Origin of the sequence: Bacillus nitratireducens, assembly GCF_036320425.1 — a bacterium.
In the GTDB taxonomy this organism is placed as follows: domain Bacteria; phylum Bacillota; class Bacilli; order Bacillales; family Bacillaceae_G; genus Bacillus_A; species Bacillus_A nitratireducens.
On record NZ_JAUMJO010000001.1, the window covers coordinates 265,130 to 284,765 of the forward strand.

Annotated in this window: 20 protein-coding genes; 4 read left to right on the forward strand and 16 right to left on the reverse strand. The window is 34.1% G+C overall.

Annotation, left to right across the window (positions count from 1 at the left end):
• Positions 1-9 precede the first annotated feature (9 nt).
• The gene (locus Q3V31_RS01465; RefSeq protein WP_090813191.1) at positions 10-1,890 is read right to left on the reverse strand and encodes an ABC transporter permease; all 1,881 of its coding nucleotides are present in this window, start codon (positions 1,888-1,890) and stop codon (positions 10-12) included.
• A 272-nt stretch (positions 1,891-2,162) separates the two neighbouring features.
• On the opposite strand from Q3V31_RS01465, the gene nadE reads away from it, so the two are divergent.
• Positions 2,163-2,981 carry an ammonia-dependent NAD(+) synthetase gene (gene nadE / locus Q3V31_RS01470; protein ID WP_090813190.1) on the forward strand — a complete coding sequence of 273 codons (819 nt, stop codon included), beginning with the start codon at positions 2,163-2,165 and terminating at the stop codon, positions 2,979-2,981.
• Between the two features lie 41 nt (positions 2,982-3,022).
• On the opposite strand, the gene Q3V31_RS01475 is transcribed toward nadE, so the two are convergent.
• The 4 genes from Q3V31_RS01475 to Q3V31_RS01490 all read right to left on the reverse strand — a co-directional run bounded on the left by Q3V31_RS01475 (position 3,023) and on the right by Q3V31_RS01490 (position 5,874).
• On the reverse strand, positions 3,023-3,484 hold the full coding sequence (locus Q3V31_RS01475) for an NUDIX hydrolase (protein ID WP_000035008.1): 462 nt from the start codon (positions 3,482-3,484) through the stop codon (positions 3,023-3,025).
• A gap of 30 nt (positions 3,485-3,514) precedes the next feature.
• Positions 3,515-3,712: a DUF4083 domain-containing protein gene (locus Q3V31_RS01480; protein WP_001048107.1), complete on the reverse strand. Its 198-nt coding sequence runs from the start codon at positions 3,710-3,712 to the stop codon at positions 3,515-3,517.
• A 103-nt stretch (positions 3,713-3,815) separates the two neighbouring features.
• On the reverse strand, positions 3,816-4,976 hold the full coding sequence (locus Q3V31_RS01485; protein ID WP_090813189.1) for a transglutaminase domain-containing protein: 1,161 nt from the start codon (positions 4,974-4,976) through the stop codon (positions 3,816-3,818).
• A gap of 145 nt (positions 4,977-5,121) precedes the next feature.
• Positions 5,122-5,874 (reverse strand): YwqG family protein, encoded by a 753-nt coding sequence (locus Q3V31_RS01490; RefSeq protein WP_090813188.1) that lies wholly within the window; start codon positions 5,872-5,874, stop codon positions 5,122-5,124.
• 224 nt (positions 5,875-6,098) lie between these two features.
• On the opposite strand from Q3V31_RS01490, the gene Q3V31_RS01495 reads away from it, so the two are divergent.
• The gene (locus Q3V31_RS01495; RefSeq protein ID WP_000540422.1) at positions 6,099-6,257 is read left to right on the forward strand and encodes a YjcZ family sporulation protein; all 159 of its coding nucleotides are present in this window, start codon (positions 6,099-6,101) and stop codon (positions 6,255-6,257) included.
• Positions 6,258-6,344: 87 nt separating this feature from the next.
• Positions 6,345-7,310, forward strand: a complete 966-nt coding sequence (locus tag Q3V31_RS01500; RefSeq protein ID WP_090813187.1) for a patatin-like phospholipase family protein — start codon at positions 6,345-6,347, stop codon at positions 7,308-7,310.
• Between the two features lie 108 nt (positions 7,311-7,418).
• Here the strand turns inward: Q3V31_RS01500 and Q3V31_RS01505 are convergent, their stop codons facing one another.
• Both Q3V31_RS01505 and Q3V31_RS01510 read right to left on the reverse strand, forming a co-directional pair.
• Complete coding sequence (locus Q3V31_RS01505) at positions 7,419-7,586, reverse strand: DUF3933 family protein (RefSeq protein WP_000816371.1); 168 nt, start codon at positions 7,584-7,586, stop codon at positions 7,419-7,421.
• 12 nt (positions 7,587-7,598) lie between these two features.
• Positions 7,599-9,044: an aminotransferase-like domain-containing protein gene (locus tag Q3V31_RS01510; protein WP_139265897.1), complete on the reverse strand. Its 1,446-nt coding sequence runs from the start codon at positions 9,042-9,044 to the stop codon at positions 7,599-7,601.
• A gap of 119 nt (positions 9,045-9,163) precedes the next feature.
• Here Q3V31_RS01510 and Q3V31_RS01515 point away from each other — a divergent pair, with 119 nt between their 5' ends.
• Entirely contained in the window at positions 9,164-9,778 is a 615-nt protein-coding gene (locus Q3V31_RS01515) for a LysE/ArgO family amino acid transporter (RefSeq protein WP_001287321.1), read from the forward strand.
• Between the two features lie 53 nt (positions 9,779-9,831).
• Here Q3V31_RS01515 and bcbE read toward each other — a convergent pair whose 3' ends face one another.
• From bcbE to Q3V31_RS01560, 9 genes are all read right to left on the reverse strand, one after another.
• Positions 9,832-11,061, reverse strand: coding sequence for a bacillibactin exporter BcbE (gene bcbE, locus Q3V31_RS01520; RefSeq protein ID WP_139265905.1), 1,230 nt, complete (start codon positions 11,059-11,061; stop codon positions 9,832-9,834).
• Between the two features lie 235 nt (positions 11,062-11,296).
• Positions 11,297-11,503 carry an alpha/beta-type small acid-soluble spore protein gene (locus tag Q3V31_RS01525; protein ID WP_000113539.1) on the reverse strand — a complete coding sequence of 69 codons (207 nt, stop codon included), beginning with the start codon at positions 11,501-11,503 and terminating at the stop codon, positions 11,297-11,299.
• A gap of 126 nt (positions 11,504-11,629) precedes the next feature.
• Positions 11,630-12,472, reverse strand: coding sequence for a petrobactin biosynthesis 3-dehydroshikimate dehydratase AsbF (asbF, locus tag Q3V31_RS01530; RefSeq protein WP_000877701.1), 843 nt, complete (start codon positions 12,470-12,472; stop codon positions 11,630-11,632).
• Positions 12,473-12,511: 39 nt separating this feature from the next.
• Entirely contained in the window at positions 12,512-13,495 is a 984-nt protein-coding gene (gene asbE / locus Q3V31_RS01535) for a petrobactin biosynthesis protein AsbE (protein WP_016129191.1), read from the reverse strand.
• 44 nt (positions 13,496-13,539) lie between these two features.
• Positions 13,540-13,794 (reverse strand): petrobactin biosynthesis protein AsbD, encoded by a 255-nt coding sequence (asbD, locus tag Q3V31_RS01540; RefSeq protein ID WP_329761853.1) that lies wholly within the window; start codon positions 13,792-13,794, stop codon positions 13,540-13,542.
• Positions 13,791-15,029 (reverse strand): 3,4-dihydroxybenzoic acid-AMP ligase AsbC, encoded by a 1,239-nt coding sequence (gene asbC, locus Q3V31_RS01545; protein ID WP_090813184.1) that lies wholly within the window; start codon positions 15,027-15,029, stop codon positions 13,791-13,793. The genes asbD and asbC overlap by 4 nt, the downstream gene beginning before the upstream one ends.
• A complete protein-coding gene (locus tag Q3V31_RS01550; RefSeq protein WP_139265896.1) occupies positions 15,016-16,854 on the reverse strand; it encodes an IucA/IucC family protein in 1,839 nt (612 codons plus the stop codon). Before Q3V31_RS01550 ends, asbC begins: the two co-directional genes overlap by 14 nt.
• Before the next feature lie 60 nt (positions 16,855-16,914).
• On the reverse strand, positions 16,915-18,723 hold the full coding sequence (gene asbA / locus Q3V31_RS01555) for a petrobactin biosynthesis protein AsbA (RefSeq protein ID WP_090813183.1): 1,809 nt from the start codon (positions 18,721-18,723) through the stop codon (positions 16,915-16,917).
• 297 nt (positions 18,724-19,020) lie between these two features.
• Positions 19,021-19,542, reverse strand: a complete 522-nt coding sequence (locus Q3V31_RS01560) for a GNAT family N-acetyltransferase (protein ID WP_139265895.1) — start codon at positions 19,540-19,542, stop codon at positions 19,021-19,023.
• Positions 19,543-19,636: the final 94 nt, after the last annotated feature.

Genomic DNA, 19,636 nt, shown 5'->3' on the forward strand with positions numbered 1-19,636 from the left:
AAAACACATTTAACGAATATTCAATCTTTCTTTCAATTGTTTTAAATAACGAACTCGTATAATGATGAAATACAAAACCTGAATACTTACAAAAATACTTAATACAATCGTATTCTCTTTAAACAGTGAGTACTCAAACATTTGTCCTAACGCAGTTAATGCTACTGCCCCGTGCAATGTTGCAACTCCAACTGGAACGAAGAATAAAAGCGCTAGGCGGATTGTAACTACTTTCGATAATTCGCCTCTCGTCAATCCAACTTTTCGAATCATTTCAAATAAACGAGTATCGTCCTCCAAATCAGAAAATAAGCGGAAGTAAAGGAAGCTTCCTGCACAAACAAAAAATACAATACCAATAAAGAAACCTACAAATAAAATGGGTCCTGCAATTTGTAAACTTTGATTTTGATCGTACTCTTCTGCACTAAACGTTGCATGTTCTTGATAGGGCTTAATCTGATGCGTAAGCTCTTTACCAACCTCAATTTCATCTTTCATTCCTTTTGTTTTATACATATAATCTTTTTCTTCTTTAAATCCATCTTGTAATGCATCATATTGATTTTTAGAGATTACATAAACATTACCTCTTAGTATTTTACTTAATGAAGAAGTATTAACTTTTTTCACCTTTAAGGGCTCATTGGCATTTGGGAAAGAAATTTCTTTTCTTTCCTTTATCGGTGGCCCTGGTATTTCTACTGACAGAAATAGGGCTTCTTTGTCTGATAAAGTATTAAACGGTTCCCCTGTTAACTTTGCATACTCCTTATAATCTGATTCTTTTATAAAAATGGAGCTCCTTAACGACTGCTCCTCCGTTTTCTTCGATGAAATATGTATTTTTGAAGCTGCTATATTATGTTTCTTTAATCCCTCGTCAATGATCTTCAGATGCTGTGCCTCATTACTATTCCCTTGCTTAGAATGATAGTGAAACGCAATTGGTCTGTCCATAATTTCTTTCGTCATTGAAGCAAAGCCAACTAATGTACCTATTGCTGAAAATGCTACAGTTGAAATAATGGTTACAATAAAGAACATTCTTGCGTTATCTCTCATACGGTAAGCTAAATCTGATAACGTAATAATATTTGTCTGTGTCCAATAGAAACGTTTACTTTTTTTACATAATCGAATAATAAAGACGCTCAACTGCTTGTACAGTAAATACGTACCAATAATGACTACCGTTGTAACAGGAATCATCATCACAAATACCATTGCACCATGTGACATAAGCGCTCCTGCATAACCCGCACTAAGCAATACTACTGCTAATATAGAAGAAATTATAGATGCTTTCGGTTCCGGCTTCGCTTCTGCTGATCCTCTAAACAATTTCATAATTTTATTTTTCCGAATCATTCCTGCACTAAATAATGAAATAATCATAAATAATACAAAAAACATAATACTCGTTACAACAATCGCTTTCATCGGTATGTAATAGGACAAAGAGATATCTAGTTTCAATATCATCAGGGCTACAAATATTAATATTCCTGAAAATAACATACCTGACAGAATTCCGAAAATTATTGCCCCTATTCCAATCATGATATTTTCAAAGAAGATAAGACGCTTTAATTGGTATTTCGTCATACCAAGCATCATTAAAATTCCTAGTTCACGCTTTCTCGTTTTTAAAAACATTCCCATTGAATATAAAATAAAGAAGAATGTAAATAAGTAAATAATTGACTGTGCAAAAGACATACTTACGAATACGTACTGTCCTAATTCTCCCGCACTTAATGCCGGATGGAACGCAAAAAATGAATACACAAAAAAGGCCATAATAGCAAATGCACTACTCAAAAAATATGCTGAATATGTTCGTCTATTTCGCGTTACATTTCGAAATGCAAGTTCTCTAATGTTCATACTACTTCTCCGCCCTTCTACTAACTATGCTTTTTTATATTAGTAAAATCCGGAAATACCTTCCATCGATTCAAATGATAAAAACCTTACATTATTGAAAGGTTTAAAAAAATTGCTTATACAAAACAGTTTATTTATAATAACTTCATTCATATTCATACACGCATCCTATTGTATATTCGTTAGTTTTGCGAAATAATAAAGGATAGAAGTATGTACCAATATACATATAAACTTATTTACTGCTTTAAAACGAATAGGAGGAAAACATAATGACATTGCAAGAACAAATTATGAAAGCATTACATGTTCATCCTGTAATTGATCCGAAAGTAGAAGTTCGTAAACGAATTGATTTCTTAAAAGATTATTTAAAAATTACAGGTGCAAAAGGATTTGTACTTGGAATTAGCGGTGGACAAGACTCTACACTTGCAGGGCGTTTAGCGCAGCTTGCAGTCGAAGAAGTTCGTAATGAAGGTGGTAACGCAACGTTTATCTCCGTACGTCTTCCGTACAAAGTACAAAAAGATGAAGATGATGCACAATTAGCATTACAATTTATTCAAGCTGATCAATCTGTTGCTTTTGATATCGCTTCAACTGTTGATTCCTTCTCAAATCAATATGAAAACTTATTAGGTGAATCATTAACAGATTTCAATAAAGGAAACGTAAAAGCACGCATTCGCATGGTTACACAATACGCAATCGGTGGACAACAAGGACTACTTGTTATCGGAACAGATCATGCTGCAGAAGCTGTTACAGGATTCTTTACAAAATTCGGAGATGGTGGTGCAGATTTATTACCATTAACAGGTTTAACGAAGCGCCAAGGACGTGCTTTATTACAAGAGTTAGGTGCAGACGAGCGACTTTACTTAAAAATGCCAACAGCTGATTTATTAGATGAAAAACCAGGTCAAGCTGATGAAACAGAATTAGGTATTACTTACGATCAATTAGATGACTATTTAGAAGGTAAAGCAGTTCCAACTGACGTTGCTGAAAAAATTGAAAAACGTTACACAGTAAGCGAACATAAAAGACAAGTACCAGCATCAATGTTTGATGACTGGTGGAAATAGAACATAAAAAAGAAGCTAATCTCATTAGCTTCTTTTTTATGTTAACGATATACTCCTACCCTTTTCTCTAATAGATCCTGCAAGCAATCTTCATGTTGTTTATTAAACAATGGCGGCATTTTGTCTAACGGGAAAAACTTCAGATCTAATGTTTCATCGCCGTCTATTTTTTTGTTCCCTCCAACGATTGAAAACTTAAAGAATATTACAATTGCCTGTGCCTGATCTCCATTCGGATATTTTTGAAAATATTTCGTATACACACCAATGAGCTCATCAATTTCCACATCATATCCTGTTTCTTCTTTAATTTCTCGAATCGCAGTTTCTGCGGCAGATTCTCCGATTTCCATTGCACCGCCAGGAAATCCCCAAGCATTAAAGTCTCCTCTTTTTTGCAGAAGCACTTCACCAAGTTCATTAAATACACAACCACCTGCAAAATTCAAAATAACATAATCATGCCCTACTTTTTCACGTAATTCTTTTATATAATTAGCCATCTTCTTCCCCTTTTCATACATCTTCTATCGCTATTTCTTATCTTTTTCAAGCAATTCAATAATTCGATCTAGCTTCTGGTTCATATTAATCACATGTTGTTTTTTTGCAGCGCTGTTTTGCAATAACCTTCTAACAAACAAAGTAAATGATAGGAAAAACAAAACGATAAGTCCGATTACTAAACAAGTATATATCAATGTAAATATATTACTTTCGAACAAATTCATTCAGATTCCACATCCTTCCTCTTTTATTTTATCCCATAATTCTGATTTTTTAAAGTAATACATAATAAAAAGAGCACCTTTTACAGATGCTCTTTTTCATTGCTTAATACGTAAATGTAATTGTCGCTAATGAATAACCTGCCATTGCACTATATGGCGCAACTTGATAAGATACACGCTTTGCACCTTTTGGCCAAGTTATTTCATCTAGTACTTTCTTTATATCTTGCATTGTTCCATCCATGGACTGCTTATATCGTACTTCTACCTTTTCTGGCTTAGAAGCGAATTGTTGCTGTAATTTTTTCTTAAATTCACTGTAATTTTCTGCCCCGTATTGTGCAGACAAATATTTTAAATTCGTTTCTTTTAACATTTGTTCATATGCAGCAGTTTTTGAACTACCAGCTTTTATTTTGTTCGTTAATTCACCAAAGTAGCTTGTAGTTGCTGCTGGATATTTACTACGATCCCATTCATGGTCTTTACTTAATTGCTCGTCAGACATATTAAAATATGAATATGTCACACGCCCAGCTTTATCTGGCACTGGATCATCGAATGTAGTATCAAGGTGGTACCACTTGTTGTCAATGTTCACTAAATTCCATGCGTGAGCTTGTCCATTTCCTGTACCTGTTACAATATGATTTTGAATACCCGCTTCTTTTAGTAACTCATATGTTAATAATGTATATCCTTGGCAAACTGCAGAACGGTTCGCTAACGCTTCATATGCTGTATATGCTTGATAAGAAGTATCATAGGATACATGTTTCACAACATAATCATGAATAGCTTTCACTTTTTCATGTTCATCCATTCCTGGTTTTACAATTGAACCGATAATTGTTTTTGTCTGAGATTTTACATATTGTGTTTGCTCTTTTGATTCACGGTATTTCACTTGCAGTGTAAACGTATAGTTCCCCGGCAGCCCTTTAATAGAGTATTTAGTAGAGGCTACATTATATTTTACATACTCATCTACATCTACAATTTTATTAAACTCACTATACAATTGGTCCATAACATCTCTAGCATTTCTATCTTTTGTTTTATATGCGATTGTAATATTTTCATCTCGATTATCAATCTGTTTTTTTAATTCTTTTCTGAAATCATTTAACAACTTCGCATCTGATTGTGTTGTCACTGTAGTCTGATCCGTAGCCGCATAAGATACAGCTGACGCCTGTAAGCCTCCCATTACTATAGTTGAACAAAGTGCGGCAGCTGTTACATACTTACTTGTCTTTCCCATCTTGTCACTCCTTACATTCTATAACTATACGAAAAAGTATCGTATAGTTTCAGAGTATACAATATTTTTCAAAATAGGTCATATGAGATTATGCATATTTAACATTGTAAAAAGGTTGCTCTTTTTACAAGAACAACCTTCTTCATTAACAAGTTTGTAACACACAGCATGCATTTTCAAAACGTCGATTTTTTAAATCTTCATTTCCAATACAGAAATAAAGCATCCCTAAATCTCCCCACATCATATTACCATTTTTAGTATCTGAATCAATTTGGAATAAAAGCGTCATATGCTGTGGATCTATCCCCATATATTTTCCAATCTCGTACAATACCTCATCTTGTACAGAGAATGGCTCCCCAAACATTTGATGATTATCATAGTTGTCTGGAATTAGCTCCTCCAGTAATTGCAAGAAACGATCTGAATCTGCCTCATCTTCAATGAAAAGTTCTGGTAATTTATAAGTCAGTTCAAAAGTAATTGCGCATTGAGTATACTTCGCTTGCGTTTCATCTGCTCTTCGTAATTGCTCTACAGGAATATCATAATAAAGTACACGCCCCGCTTCAGTTGGATTCACATCTTCTTCAAAGTAATTTTCAATGCTAAAGAAATATAACATCCCTGTCTTAGGAAGATTGTGATCCATACCAACATTTTGTAAATCATTTAAATTTAATTGAGCGATAAACTGTAACGGATTTCCTTTATACATTGGGTATTCAAATGAATCCGGTAAATCAGGAACTCCCCCCATTTTCGAACTACCTATCGCAATCATTTCTTGTTGCTTTGGCACAACTTTTACACAAGGAAATACAGTATGAATAAGTTCCTCTTTTAAATGTGACAGTCCATATTTATCAATTAATACTTCAATTTTTTTATCCATAAATTCTCCTTACATTTACATACTTATTTGTATCATAGCACAAAGATTATACTCCATTTATCGTAAAATCAACAAGCCCTCCAAAAAACGGGCTTATCCCTCGTACGCGAACAAGTTTAAAAAAGCATAGTATACATTGTTCCTACAAACACGATAGTTCTTTATTTCTTCCAGTACATTTTCCCCTCGTTCATTTTTATTTTTAATTTAAGGAGGAATTCCACATGGGTTACGGATATAGTTGCGGCGGTTACGGCGGTGGTTACGGTTACGGCGGTAGTTGTGGTGGATGTGGTTATGGAGGTTTCGCTTTATTAATCGTTTTATTTATCCTTCTAATCATCATCGGCGCTAGCTGTTGGGGCGGCTTTGTAGGCTGCTAGTAAACTTAAAAACTATTGTAAAAAAGCACGTACAATACGTGCTTTTTTGCCATTTTTAAATCTTTTATTCGAAAGGAAGTATGATTGATGAAGATTGATGGTGTTTTTGAAGGAGGCGGTGTACGCGGAATTGCGCATGTAGGGGCAATTTGCGCGTTAGCTGAAAAAGGCTATGAATGGGAGCGTGTAGCTGGAACATCAGCTGGTTCCATTATCGCAGCGCTCCTAGCAGCAGGATATTCTTGTTCAGAGTTAAAAACGATTATAACTGATATTGATTATAATACATTTACGAAGAGAACCTTTATTGACAGAATCCCGTTTATCGGCAAAGGATTAAGCGCATGGACTACTCTTGGTATTTACTCTAATATTTTTATAGAAGAATGGATTGAAGAATTACTTCGCAAAAAAGGAGTTCACTTATTTACAGATTTACCTGATTTAAATAAGCTTAAAATCATCGCTTCTGATATAAGTAATGGTAAAATGGTTATCTTCCCCGATGATTTGCCGAACTATGGATTTTTAAATTATCGCTTCTCTATTGCTAAAGCTGTAAGAATGAGTAGTACAATCCCCTTCTTCTTTGAACCCGTAAAATGGAGAACCCCAAAATGGAAGCAACCTTGTTATATGGTTGATGGAGGGATTTTAAGCAATTACCCCATTTGGATTTTCGACTCACCTACCTCTCCTCGCTGGCCGACTTTTGGATTTCATTTTGTAAAAGATGAGATTCAAGCTGATCCTGCCCACTATAACGAGCCTATCTCCATGTTCAAAGGACTATTTAAAACAATGATGCAAGCCCATGATTTACGCCATTTAGATAAAGAATCTAAAGCAAGAACGATTACAATTCCAACGGGATCCATTACAAGTACAAACTTTGAGTTAACAAAGGAAGAAAAAGAGTGGCTTTACAATTCTGGTTATAACGCTGCAAATAAATTTTTACAATCTTGGAACTTCAGGCAATATGTTGATAAATATAGAGACGGAAATCAGGATCGAAAAACAAATCGGTATTTCCGTCAACTTGACTCATAATACTATTATTTTTCATACGAGAACACGTAACACTTTCAAAAAAAATAAGCCTAGTAATATCATATATTACTAGGCTTATTTACTTCTTGCATAATTATTATACGTTGCTTAAGGATAAGTTAACCCTTCAGCTTCCTCCGCAGTAATAACTGTGTATCGATTTCCCGTTCGTAATCCTAACAATTCTGCTTTTTCAATTGCATCCTGCTTCGTCTCCGCATAAGCAGCTAAATATTTATCCCCATCGATAATTTGGCAAATTACATATTGTTTCATTATTTTCTCCTCTTACATTTTCATTAGTTGTGCAAGCTTTTTTATACCTATTTCAATTTCTTCTAGCGTCGCGTATGAATATGATAGGCGCAAAAATTGGTTTGCACTTCTATCATACAAAGTACCTGGATTTAATAAAATCTTTTCTTGCAAAGCTTTGTCAAATAAGCTACGGTTCGAAACGGGTACATTCATATGTAACCAAATATAAAAACCACCTGCCGGTTCATACCATGTTGCTATATCATGACAATATTTCTCTAACATTTGTAACATAAAATCTCTGCGCTTTTTCAACTTAATTCTTACAAACTGTAAATGTTCATCATACAATCCATTTGTAAACCATTCCGCTGCAATTTGCTGGGATATAGAACTTGAACCATAATCTGTTTGCATTTTTATGTCTGCCAATCTTTGAATGACTGGCTCAGATCCAACAATCCATCCAATTCTTAATCCTGGACTAATTACTTTAGACATACTCCCTATATGTAGTACAATTCCGTTTTTATCATATGCTTTTAAAGGCTTTGAAACAGGCTCATCAAACCATAAGTCTTGGTACACCGCGTCCTCTATAATAGGCAATCCAATTTCATTACAGATTTCCATCACTTCTATTCGTTTCTTCGCATTCATACTAAAGTTCGTCGGATTATGAAAAGACGGGATTGTATATAAAATAGATGCATTAAATTGCTTCTTATATTTCGTAATATATGATGCATTTAAACCATTCTCATCCATTGGTATTCCAATTAAACGCATTCCTGCTGATTGAAATACATTAAGCGAATATAAATATGATGGTTTTTCTAATAAAATTGACGCTCCTTTCGGAAGAAGCCCCATAGAAATAAGTTGCAGTGCTTGAATTGCCCCTGAAACAATTAAAATAGATTCAGGAGATACATATACCCCATGCCCTTTTAAATATTCCGCAATTTTTTCTCTTAAATAAAGATTTCCTTTCGGTTCCTCATACCCAAGTGTAACATTTGATTGTAAAATTTTATTAATAACTTCCTTCATCTTTTTCTCAGGTAAGAGGCTCGGCGCGAGCTCACCTGTTCCTAATCGAATTACATTGGGCGTAAATTCAGCTTGATTAATCTCTTGTACAGCAGGAAGATTTGGATAATGAAGCCCTGTTTCCACATAGGACCGCCAGTTAGGAGGGGGTGCATATGTGGCAGTACTCTCACTATTATTTATTACAATTGTTCCCTTCCGGCCATTCCCCTCAATATACCCTTTTGCTACTAATTCATCGAAAGCCATTACAATTGTACTTCGATTTACTTCAAACGTTTGCGCCAAATCTCTTTGTGAAGGTAATTTAGTTCCAACTGTCCATTCCCCATTAACAATTCTTTCTTTTATATAAGATTCTATTTGTTTATATAATGGAATAGGTGAAGACATATTAGGTTTCCAAACTAACCTTTCCATCATATCACCTCACATTTTTTTTGGTTGGTAACCTATCCAACCATATGGATGGATACAAACTTTCATTTCTTCTATACAATATACACTATCATAATTAATCACATTAAGTAGGAGGTAATATGATGAGTGAAGCAATTATTCACGGTATCATCCTTGCATTTGGTCTTATTATTCCATTAGGTGTCCAAAATGTTTTTGTCTTTAACCAAGGTGCGAGCCAACCAAATATTTGGAGAGTAGCCCCTGTAGTATTAACTGCATCTATATGTGATACGTTGCTAATTTTAATTGCTGTACAGGGTGTCTCCCTTGTGCTCCTAACTTTTTCTTGGTTAACAACCACCTTGTATTTGATTGGATTTTTCTTTCTTATGTATATGGGCTGGGTTATTTGGAGAAGCGATCCTGCAAATGATGTAAAACAAGAAAAAAGTATGCCTTTAAAAAATCAAATTATTTTCGCAGCATCGGTTTCATTACTCAATCCACACGCAATTTTAGACACAATTGGTGTAATTGGAACAAACTCTATCCAATACATAGGAAGTGAAAAATGGGCTTTCACTTTTGCAACTATTATCGTTTCTTGGATTTGGTTTATAAGCTTAGCTTTAGCGGGGAAATTTCTAAAAAGAATAGACTCAACTGGAAAGACAATCTTATTATTAAATAAATTTTCTGGTCTTATCATATGGGGTGTCGCACTTTATATGTTAAAACAAGTTATTTATTCTTAATGAACGAAAGAGAATTGCATGTTACTTAAAACATCATGCAATTCTCTTACAAATTATGAAGTAGGTTCCGATTTCTGTTTTACCGTCTTTGCATCTTTTGCTGGTTTAATCCAAATCATTGCTATAACAGCACCAATACCAGCGAAAATACTTGTTAAATAAAACACTTCATGGTCAGCACCTTTCATGAAAAAAGAATATAGAGGTGGTCCAGCTGCTACACCGATAAATCGCATTGAACTATAAAATGACGTAACCGTCCCCCTTTGTTCCTTTTCAATTCCTTGTGTAATTAGGGCGTCTAAACATGGGAGTGCCATACCAATTCCTATTCCCATAATAACGAGACAAAGAAGTAGCAAATAGATCCCTTTTATAAATAAAGGAATGATGACTGATGCAGCTGCCATTAAAAAACCAATATAAATACACTTCTTCATCATATTTTGATTATCTCCAATTTTTTTACCAGCCATATATGAACTAAGTGACAGTACAAGCAACGGGATAGCAAGTACACACCCCTTCCATATACCATGAATGTCATACTTTGATTCCAGTATAGTCGACAAATAAAAGAGAATTCCGAATAAAATAAGCATAATAATTGCACCTAATACAAAAATGGCAATCAACCATCTTCCCTTTTCTCGAAACGTAGAAAGAATAGATTTTATAAACTCTTTAAGTGGTGGTACTTCTCCTTCTTGTTTCTTTGCCTTTACTAGAACAAGTAATAAAACGATTGATACTACGCATAAAATTGGAATTGCCCAAAATGGTAAGAACCATACAATGGCAGCAAGAGCAGATCCTAAAATAGGGCTCAACACTTTTCCAAATGTATTGGATGTTTCAATGATTCCTAAACCTGTACTAACTTGTTTTTCATCCCTGTATAAATCACCAACACACGGTATAACAACTGGCATTGCACCAGCAGCACCAATACCTTGAATCGCTCTACCGATCAATATCCAAGTGTAGGGATTATCAACTTTCCAAGATACCCAACCAGTTATCGCTCCTCCTATAGCCGCAATCAGCAAACTCGGAACCATTACCATCTTTCGTCCCCATCTATCTGATAAATAACCAGCAATCGGTATAAGTAAAATGGCTACAATAGAGTAAATTGTAATAATCATGGATGCTTGAAACGATGAAATATGTAATTTTTTTTCGATAGTCGGTAGGATTGGAATGAGCATTGAATTCCCTAATGTCATAACAAGTGGAACTGATGCAAGCGCAATTAAACAACAGTTTTCTTTTTTTAACATGTTGGCTTCGGAACCTTTCATCATATATTTCTTACCATATAATAGCCCTGCTGGAACGTAATTTTTCATTCCACCAGGGCTATTACATTTTACTACTTCCCATTTACAACAAAAGAAATTGGGGAAATTATAGTATTATTCCTATTCTTTGAATCCAGTTCGCAATATATCCATACCAATTAATTGAAAAAAAAAGAAAGGAAGAATCCTTCCTTTCTCCTATAACCTTCTACAATTAGCGAGTATATCCGCCACCAAGCTGTTGTTCTGCCATCGCTACAAGGCGTTTTGTAATTTCACCGCCTACAGAACCGTTTGCACGTGAAGAAGTATCAGCTCCAAGTTGTACACCAAACTCTTGTGCAATTTCATATTTCATTTGATCTAGAGCTGCTTGTGCTCCATGTGATGCTAATTGATTAGCGTTACGATTTCTAGCCATTACCGATCACCTCCTTATTTATATATAAATTGTGTTAAATTTCAATTTAAATACATGGTAATTTTTGGTTATTTTTATTTTTAAAAAAAGAGTCTCTACAATGAGAGACTCTTACATCATTTTATATTAAGAAGTTACTACTTCTAAATTTCTATTTATTAATACTTTCATTTCTTCTTTTAATATATCTTTCGCATTATGTCCAAACCATTCGAGTGATGCGAAATGGTCAGTGTCTCTCACTTCCTGAATAATCTCATCATAATTTACGATACCTTCAAATAATGGAACCATACCAATTCGACTTCCCGCTGCTGCATATACATTATTTGGTTCAAACACATGCAAATAATCTGCTGACGATATATTCTTAAAATGGTAATGTTGTATCCACGGCCTTAGTCGATGGAAACTGTCAATTGGATCTGCACCAGACTCCCATATATGAAGAAAATCAAGGTTTATTTTCAAGTTCGGATGGTCTACTTCTTCTAATAATTCCAAAGTAGAGGGTAACGTGTCCGTTAACGTATTTGGATGTGTTTCTAAAAGTACATACATATTGTGCTGAGCAAATACTTCACAAATCATGCGAATTCGATTCACATACTCTTTTCTTTCCTGTTCCGAGAAATCTTCGCTTCCTTTTTGTCCAGCAAACGTACGAATTTTGTTCGTTTTAAACCAATTAGCTAGTATTGCAAGTTGTTCACATTTCTCTATCGTTTTTTCAAAATCTGCCGATAATGATATGTCTAAGTAATCACTTATCATCGTAATTTCCAAGTTTTTATCCTTTAAACAACTCAATTCTCTTTCCGTCGTTTCATACTCTTGCATATACAAATTTTGTGCATGAGTCCCCCACAATTCAATTCCTTCAAAACCGTTTTCATATGCAAATTGAACAATATCAGTAAATGAAATTAATTGATGACGAAAGGAAATAGTACATAACGAATATTTCATAGGTTTGAACTCCCTTATCTTAAAATTCAGTTAGCTTTTTTAAAATGCTAAGACAGACTGGTTTGTTTTCATTTCTTTCCATGATAAAAACTGTCTCTCTAATTCAGCCTTAATTTGCAGTTCAATTGCATTCATTTCATCCAGCTTTTCAACAATTGATAATAACATACCTTTATTATTCGTCATTGCCATTTTAATTGCACGATACTGTACATTTGTAAATCCTTGTACAATATCTTCTACCCGATCACACCAATAATCAAATTCTTGCTCCGAATATTGCAACGTTTCACGGAAGTATGCAAAAGCATGTTCATAACTATATTTACGAATTGCAAGTACTGGTATTTGTTTTACTGCCGCTACAAGACTAGAAAGCGAGTAACCTTCTTCTTCATTTGCCATTTTTATAATTAAATTTTTCAGCTCCATAGTCAGTTCATTGTCGTTTCTTTTGAAAGTTTCTATGAAATAATTCGCTACCATTTCTTCTGTTGGCTCCTGAATTTCTTCTACATCAATGATATACCCTCCACCAAATGGGTTGTCTTGAACAGAGTGAAGTACTTTTTCTCTTTCCATATTCCCTTCCCAGCGAAAATCAGGATCTAGCATGAACCATTCTTCTTCTTTCTCTGTCTTCGATATCATTAAATAATGCGGAAACGGTTTTTGATGGAATTTATTTTCCCTCTCTGGTAATAGAGACATATCAACCATTACAATGACATAGCGATTCTCTGGCTTGTTTTCTACTAATTCTAAAAAAGTTTCTACATTGCTACTTTTATCTTTTGCGTGATCATACCATTCGTTCACTTTCATACCATACAATTTTTCATACCATAGTAAATAATTATCATGGTTAATATTTTCGGAGTGATACGAAATAATGCCACCTTCTGTTATATCAAAATCTCCATCCCATAATCCGAAATAAAATGGACGGTAATCTATATCGCTACGCCTTTTTATAATTTCACAAAAACAACTCACTAAACAGTGAACTTTAATTGAAGTCATATTCTCATCCGCTTTCCTAAAGGTTAATTATTCACATTTACTTCTTATAACGGCTGTAATTCCTCCATAAAATCAAGCAAAGATCCTACAGTAAGAAATGCTTTTGGATCTACCTCATCCTCTGGAACGCATAGCTTTACATCCATTTCTATGTAAACTATGAGTTGTAGCATCATTACCGAATCTATATATAAGTCTTGATTTAAACGCATCGTTTCTTCTAAATGTTTCACGTTTTTTAGTTCCATTTTTCCTGTCATAATTTTCAGCACTTCATTTTTTAATGTTTCACGTCTCATGTTGTAACCTCTCCCATCTCTAGTAACTTTCTACTTACTTTTCCAGTTTTATTTTTCGGAATTTCAGTTACACTTTCAATCTCATGTGGAACTTTATAAGATGGTAAATGCTGAATACACCATTCTCTTATTCGCACTGGATCAATATGAGAGATTACTTTCGCTTTAACAATTTCGCCCATCACAGGATGTTTCCCTCGATATACAATTGCCTCTTGAACGCCTTCTAGTCGAAGCATCGTTTCTTCTACCTCTATAGGAAAGACTTTTAATCCTGAAACGTTAATCACATCATCCATGCGCCCCATAAAATGAAGGCCACGCTCAGATTTATACCCCAAATCTTTCGTGAAGATTTCTTTATCGTTCATTTTCACTACGATTTCTTCAGGCATATTTTCATCTGAACCTATGCTTATACTCGCATGAGGTAGTGGATTTCCTAAATCTAAATGGCTTTTCATATCATGACATATACTAATACACCCCGCTTCAGAACAACCGTATTGCTGCATCATATATGTTGTCATTTCTTTTAGTTTATAAAATAATGCTTCTGGTAAAGGTGATCCGGATGTCATAATTTTATGAAACTGAAACGTTCCTAACGGAAAACTCCCCATAATATGTAACATAAGTGGTACTGCATATATGATATGTTTTTCTGTATTGCGAACTATATTTAATGCGAATTTAGGGTTTTTATTCGTAATGACGATCGGTCTGCTTCCCCGCGTAATCGCAGATAACGTACCACATATTAGTCCGTATGAATGTGAAACAGGAGCCATAACGATCGGCACTTCATCTACTTCACAGTTTAAAGCTTCATTATAAGCAGTAATTTCTGTATCAACTTCCGTCCATGCTCTACGAATTAGTTTCGGTTCTCCTGTTGTTCCAGAACTATATTGCAATAAAGAAGGCTCTTCTAGTAAAGAGTTCACTACTTCTAGTTTTGTAAAATCGCTATATTCTCCATATAAAATCCCTATACAATTTGCACGCTTTGCCATTTCAATAGCCGTTTCTTTTGGCGTATCTTCATGTATAAGTAATACTGATGATTTCTTTTCTTTTAAGAAAAACACAAACGTAATAATATCGAATGGATCTTTCAGACAAAGCGCAAATCTATTTCCTGCTGCTTCTTGAAATTGTTCCATTTCCTCATAAGCTTGTAATCTCAAATCAAAATCACTTTTGCTATACTCTTGTTTATTAACGATTAGCATGATTTCCCCCTATAACAACTGATTTTTGTTTGTTAAGTTGTCTTGCTCTATACAATGGATTTGGAACTTCATGAACAAGTGATTCCACATCTAAATATAAACGACGCTTCGTCAATTGCTCGGCGTAAAATGTAGGTGTATATAATTGAATCCTTTCAAATCTCTCTTTTAAATGTGGATATTTGCTAATATGATTTTCCATTTCTTCGACCACTATCATCCAAAAACTTTCTTCTTTCCATTCATATTCATCCGCAAGTACGAAAGCTAATTCTCCTACATTAAATAAGAACAGTGCATCTAGTACCATCTCTTGTAAACATTCGATACGATCCATTTCAAAGAAATCATTCATTTTTCCATTCGCATACGTTTTATGCATTTTAGTAAAGTCAGGACATTTGTCAATTTCTTTTAAGAATGGACGATAAAACTCAAGTCCTTCATGGAAATCCTTTAATGCAATTCGGACAGGTAGCCCTTCTTTATGAACTAAAATCATATTTTGTCCGTGTGATTCTAATGCGATCCCATGCTCTACAACAAGATGTATAACTGGTATAATCGCTTTTTGAATAAGTAATCGTAGCCAATTTTCTATTCCATGTTTGTTTAACCATGCATCAATAACTGGCGTCCCATCTTTCTCTTTTGCATATAAGCCGTTAAAGGGCACGGCATCCTCTTGTCTATCCAAATATTTATGAACGCTTTCACGCCAAATGCATCCTAATGAACCATATACAGATTCCTTATTCGTATCATACGTTACACCCGAAAACTCATTTAAAAAAATGATGCGCGATTCATCTCTTAAATACAGATCATCACTTACAACATCATTTAACCAATTTGATATTGCTGGTGCACTCACAACAGAATATGGTTTCAGTGTACGGAGTGTTGAAGTGTTGAGTAAATTCATCGATAATTTAACGTACGGCTTCTTTGGATTCGTAATATTTCTTAACGTTCTCATTGACTGTTGCGCGCAATAATCATCCTCTGACTCCTCTAAATAAATGATGCATTTATCCTGTATATGATCAGCATAATTCGGAATAATAAAGTTTTCCCACTGCCAAGGATGAACCGGAATTAACCAATACTGTTCTGGATTAGAACCTAAACTTCGAATACGATTCATATATTCTTCTATTTTCTGCTCACCAATTTCTTCTTTTAAAGTATCGCTATAAATCACTTCATTTTCATAACCTACAGTCGCATAATTCTTATGCGCTGCAATCCATATGAGTTTTATTGGCTGTATAAATTCATATCCATAATGAAAATTGTCACGATATTGAAATCCAACACGTGCTTTATAACTAGGATGATATGGATGGCCGTCTATTAAATGGCTTTCAAACTCATCGTAAGATTTTTGAGTGTATTCTTCCTTATTATTTCTTTCATATTGTGCAATCGTGTCTTTAAATATTGTTTGTTCTAATTCGTGAATAAAAGAATCTAATTTAGTTCGTTCTACGCTAACAATCCGAAAAACTTCTTCTAGAAATTGCGACACAGATTGTATTTCTTGTTGTTCCTCTTGAACTCTTATTATTAATGAACCTACAGAGATACGTCCAAATGTCATTCGTTCTCTTCCGTAGCATTTGTATGTGACACTTTTGTTTTCTTCATCAAGTCCTTGTATTATAAAAAGAATTTGTTCTTCCTTTTCTATGCGAACTGGCGTAATGATCCCTTCATAAATTAACGACTCTACTAATTGACGTAGCACTCTTCTTCGCACTGAAATGTAATCTTCTGATTCGAGCGCCTTCAATATTTTCGTGTGATACATGTCCACTCTCATAAACCCCTCCACTTTATGACAAAATACCATTATTTGTATTACGTGAAATTTTAACGCTATTTATGAACGAACAGCCACTTCCCTAACGAGTGGATTATGTACTTGCACATAAATTGCTTGCTCTAATGGATTACTTAACTCATCGACATCGAAAAATCTCGTTAGTAAATTCGCTTTACATGCCAACTTATCTTCGTCCAGCAATTCTCTTAAAAATGTAGAAGGTTCCCGATTATACGGAAGGAATGATTCAAGTACAGACCTTAATTCCGAGAGAAGAATTTCCTCCTTAATTAATCCTGCTGTGCCAAAACCATTAATGAGGCCAAACATATGATTGAAAATTAAGTAGTAACGAAATCTCTCATCTACAATATAATCGTCATATAAATTTCCAGTACGTTCTCCAATACCAGCTAATTCATTATTAAGCATCTCTTTCATTGAATTACAGAAATAAAACCCTTGATTATCACGGAAATAATATTTGACCGGATAACCATCCTTTAGCTGAACAACGCTATTTTGCTGATGGGCTTCTAATGCAACACCATACTGTAAATACATCCATACCATCGGCTTTAAAGAAATGTTCATATATCGTCTAAACCACTCTAAGCTTACTTCTTCACAGCTTCTACTTTCTAAATCTGCTAGGCGATGAATAATATTTGATAACCGAGTACGTTCCCCAGGTATAGCGTCTTGAACTAGCCCAGCAATTAATGTAGCGTCATTTGCATGTTCACTATAAAAAGGATTCTCGCGAATAATCACTTCAAATCCAGATTCTTGTGTTCCATAATTTAATGTAATAAAGGCTGGATCACAAATAAAATCAAAGCCTGGAAATCTTTCTCGTACCTCACCAATAGCCGTATTTAACATTTCCTTCCCTTCAAGACCACTCTCAAGTTCTTTCAGTTTATTAATACGCATTGAATTCGTTACTTTCACCGGAAATGAAAACTTAAGCATATACTTCGAATCCGGATGATATAGTGTCCTTAGTGATGATGTTGCCATATAATACTTACCGGCAGGACCGATATATTCAAGTACTCCTTGATCTATCCAATCCTGTACGTAAGGTTGGTGTAATAGCCATTCTGCCTGAAGCGGATGAATTGGAATTAATGAATATTCATCTTCAGTACAATACTTCGATATAAATTCCTTACTAACCATCTCATCATTACTTAATTCTTCTTTTATAATCGTTGTTGTAGAATCTGCTAATAATGATTTTTCATTTACTATACTTTTATGTGCCCTAAAATAATGAAGCTGACATTCTCCTTTTAATTCTGGAGAATACATTGCACTTTTCCACTCCAAAATACCTTGTCTACTCTTTGGGGTTGGATGAGTTAAATGTCCAAATAATAAAGATTGCTCCGCCTCTATAAAAGATGTATGGAAACCATATAATTCGGATGTATCTTCTATTCTCTCTTTTGTAAATTCCTCAATATTTTGACAACTACAAATGACTCGAAACATAAGTTCAGCAGGATTCGTCCCTTCTCCGTAGTTGATAGACATCTCTTTTATTAAAAATGTAATAACTGTAACGTAATCTGCTTTTATAACATTCTTATTTTCTCCCATTTGATAATAAAATTGTTCTCCAAACAAATGACGATCTGTTGGTGATTTATATATAACCTCTCCATACAAAGTAATGTTTTGTGCCGATAACCGACAGCATAAATAAGTAGAGCAAGTATCTCTTTGTAATGAATGGTAGAAAATATCCTCTATCCTTTTATCCTCTGTAATCCATTCTCCACTTCCTGTTTCTCTTAAATAACAATTTAAAAAACTTTGTATTGTTGCATGTTCCGCGATTTGTTTCGCACGCTGCATACTTGTCCTCCTCTTTATATGAACGCTATCGGAATTTCATATTACAATTGATAATTGAATCTTGTTATCAATTAAGATTCTAATTGATTATCATTATCAATTCAATAGTTTATTTCAGAATTTTTAAATCTGAATAAACTTTTCTTTTTTTCAGACTTTCTTTAATCTGATTAAAAATACATAAGAAAAATTCTCAATTTCAAACTACATACTTACTTTTTTTCATTAGTAATCCATCCAAAATAGTTAAACAAAAGAGGTATACCTTAATTGGTATACCTCTTTCAAACAACAAGTTTACATAATAATATTATTTATATTTCTCCAACAATACGCTGTTTCTTCTACATTCAGTCTTTCTAAAAATTTCGTATCAATTTTTTCTGGACTATATTTTTCATAAAACTTTTTAGAAGGATTATTCGTAACTACCCAAACTAACAGCGATTGCATATTATTTTTTTTGCACTCAGATAAAAATACTTGAACTAGCCTTTTTCCTATTTTCAATCCTTGATACTGTCGTAACACATAAATCGCATATAATTCCCCATCACAATTATATGTACCGCTTCTTTCAACTCCCCCGTCAATAAATCCGATAATTGTTCCATCCAACGTCTCTGCTACAAATCTATATTGGTGTTTATCTTCTTGTTGAAAAATGTTTTCCCATAGTTTTTCTCGTTGCTCATATGTTATATTTTCTAAAATTTTTTCAGCAAATATCCCTTTATACGTTGTTTTCCAGCTATCAACATGCACCTTTGCTATACCTGGTATATCATCTTTTATCGCTCTTCTTATATGTATTTCCATCATTTCTCCCCCTTGTTTACTCATCATTATATCAATTTATTTCCTTGAAAATCCAAATAAAAAAAGAGTGAATTCACTTCACTCTTTTTTATCA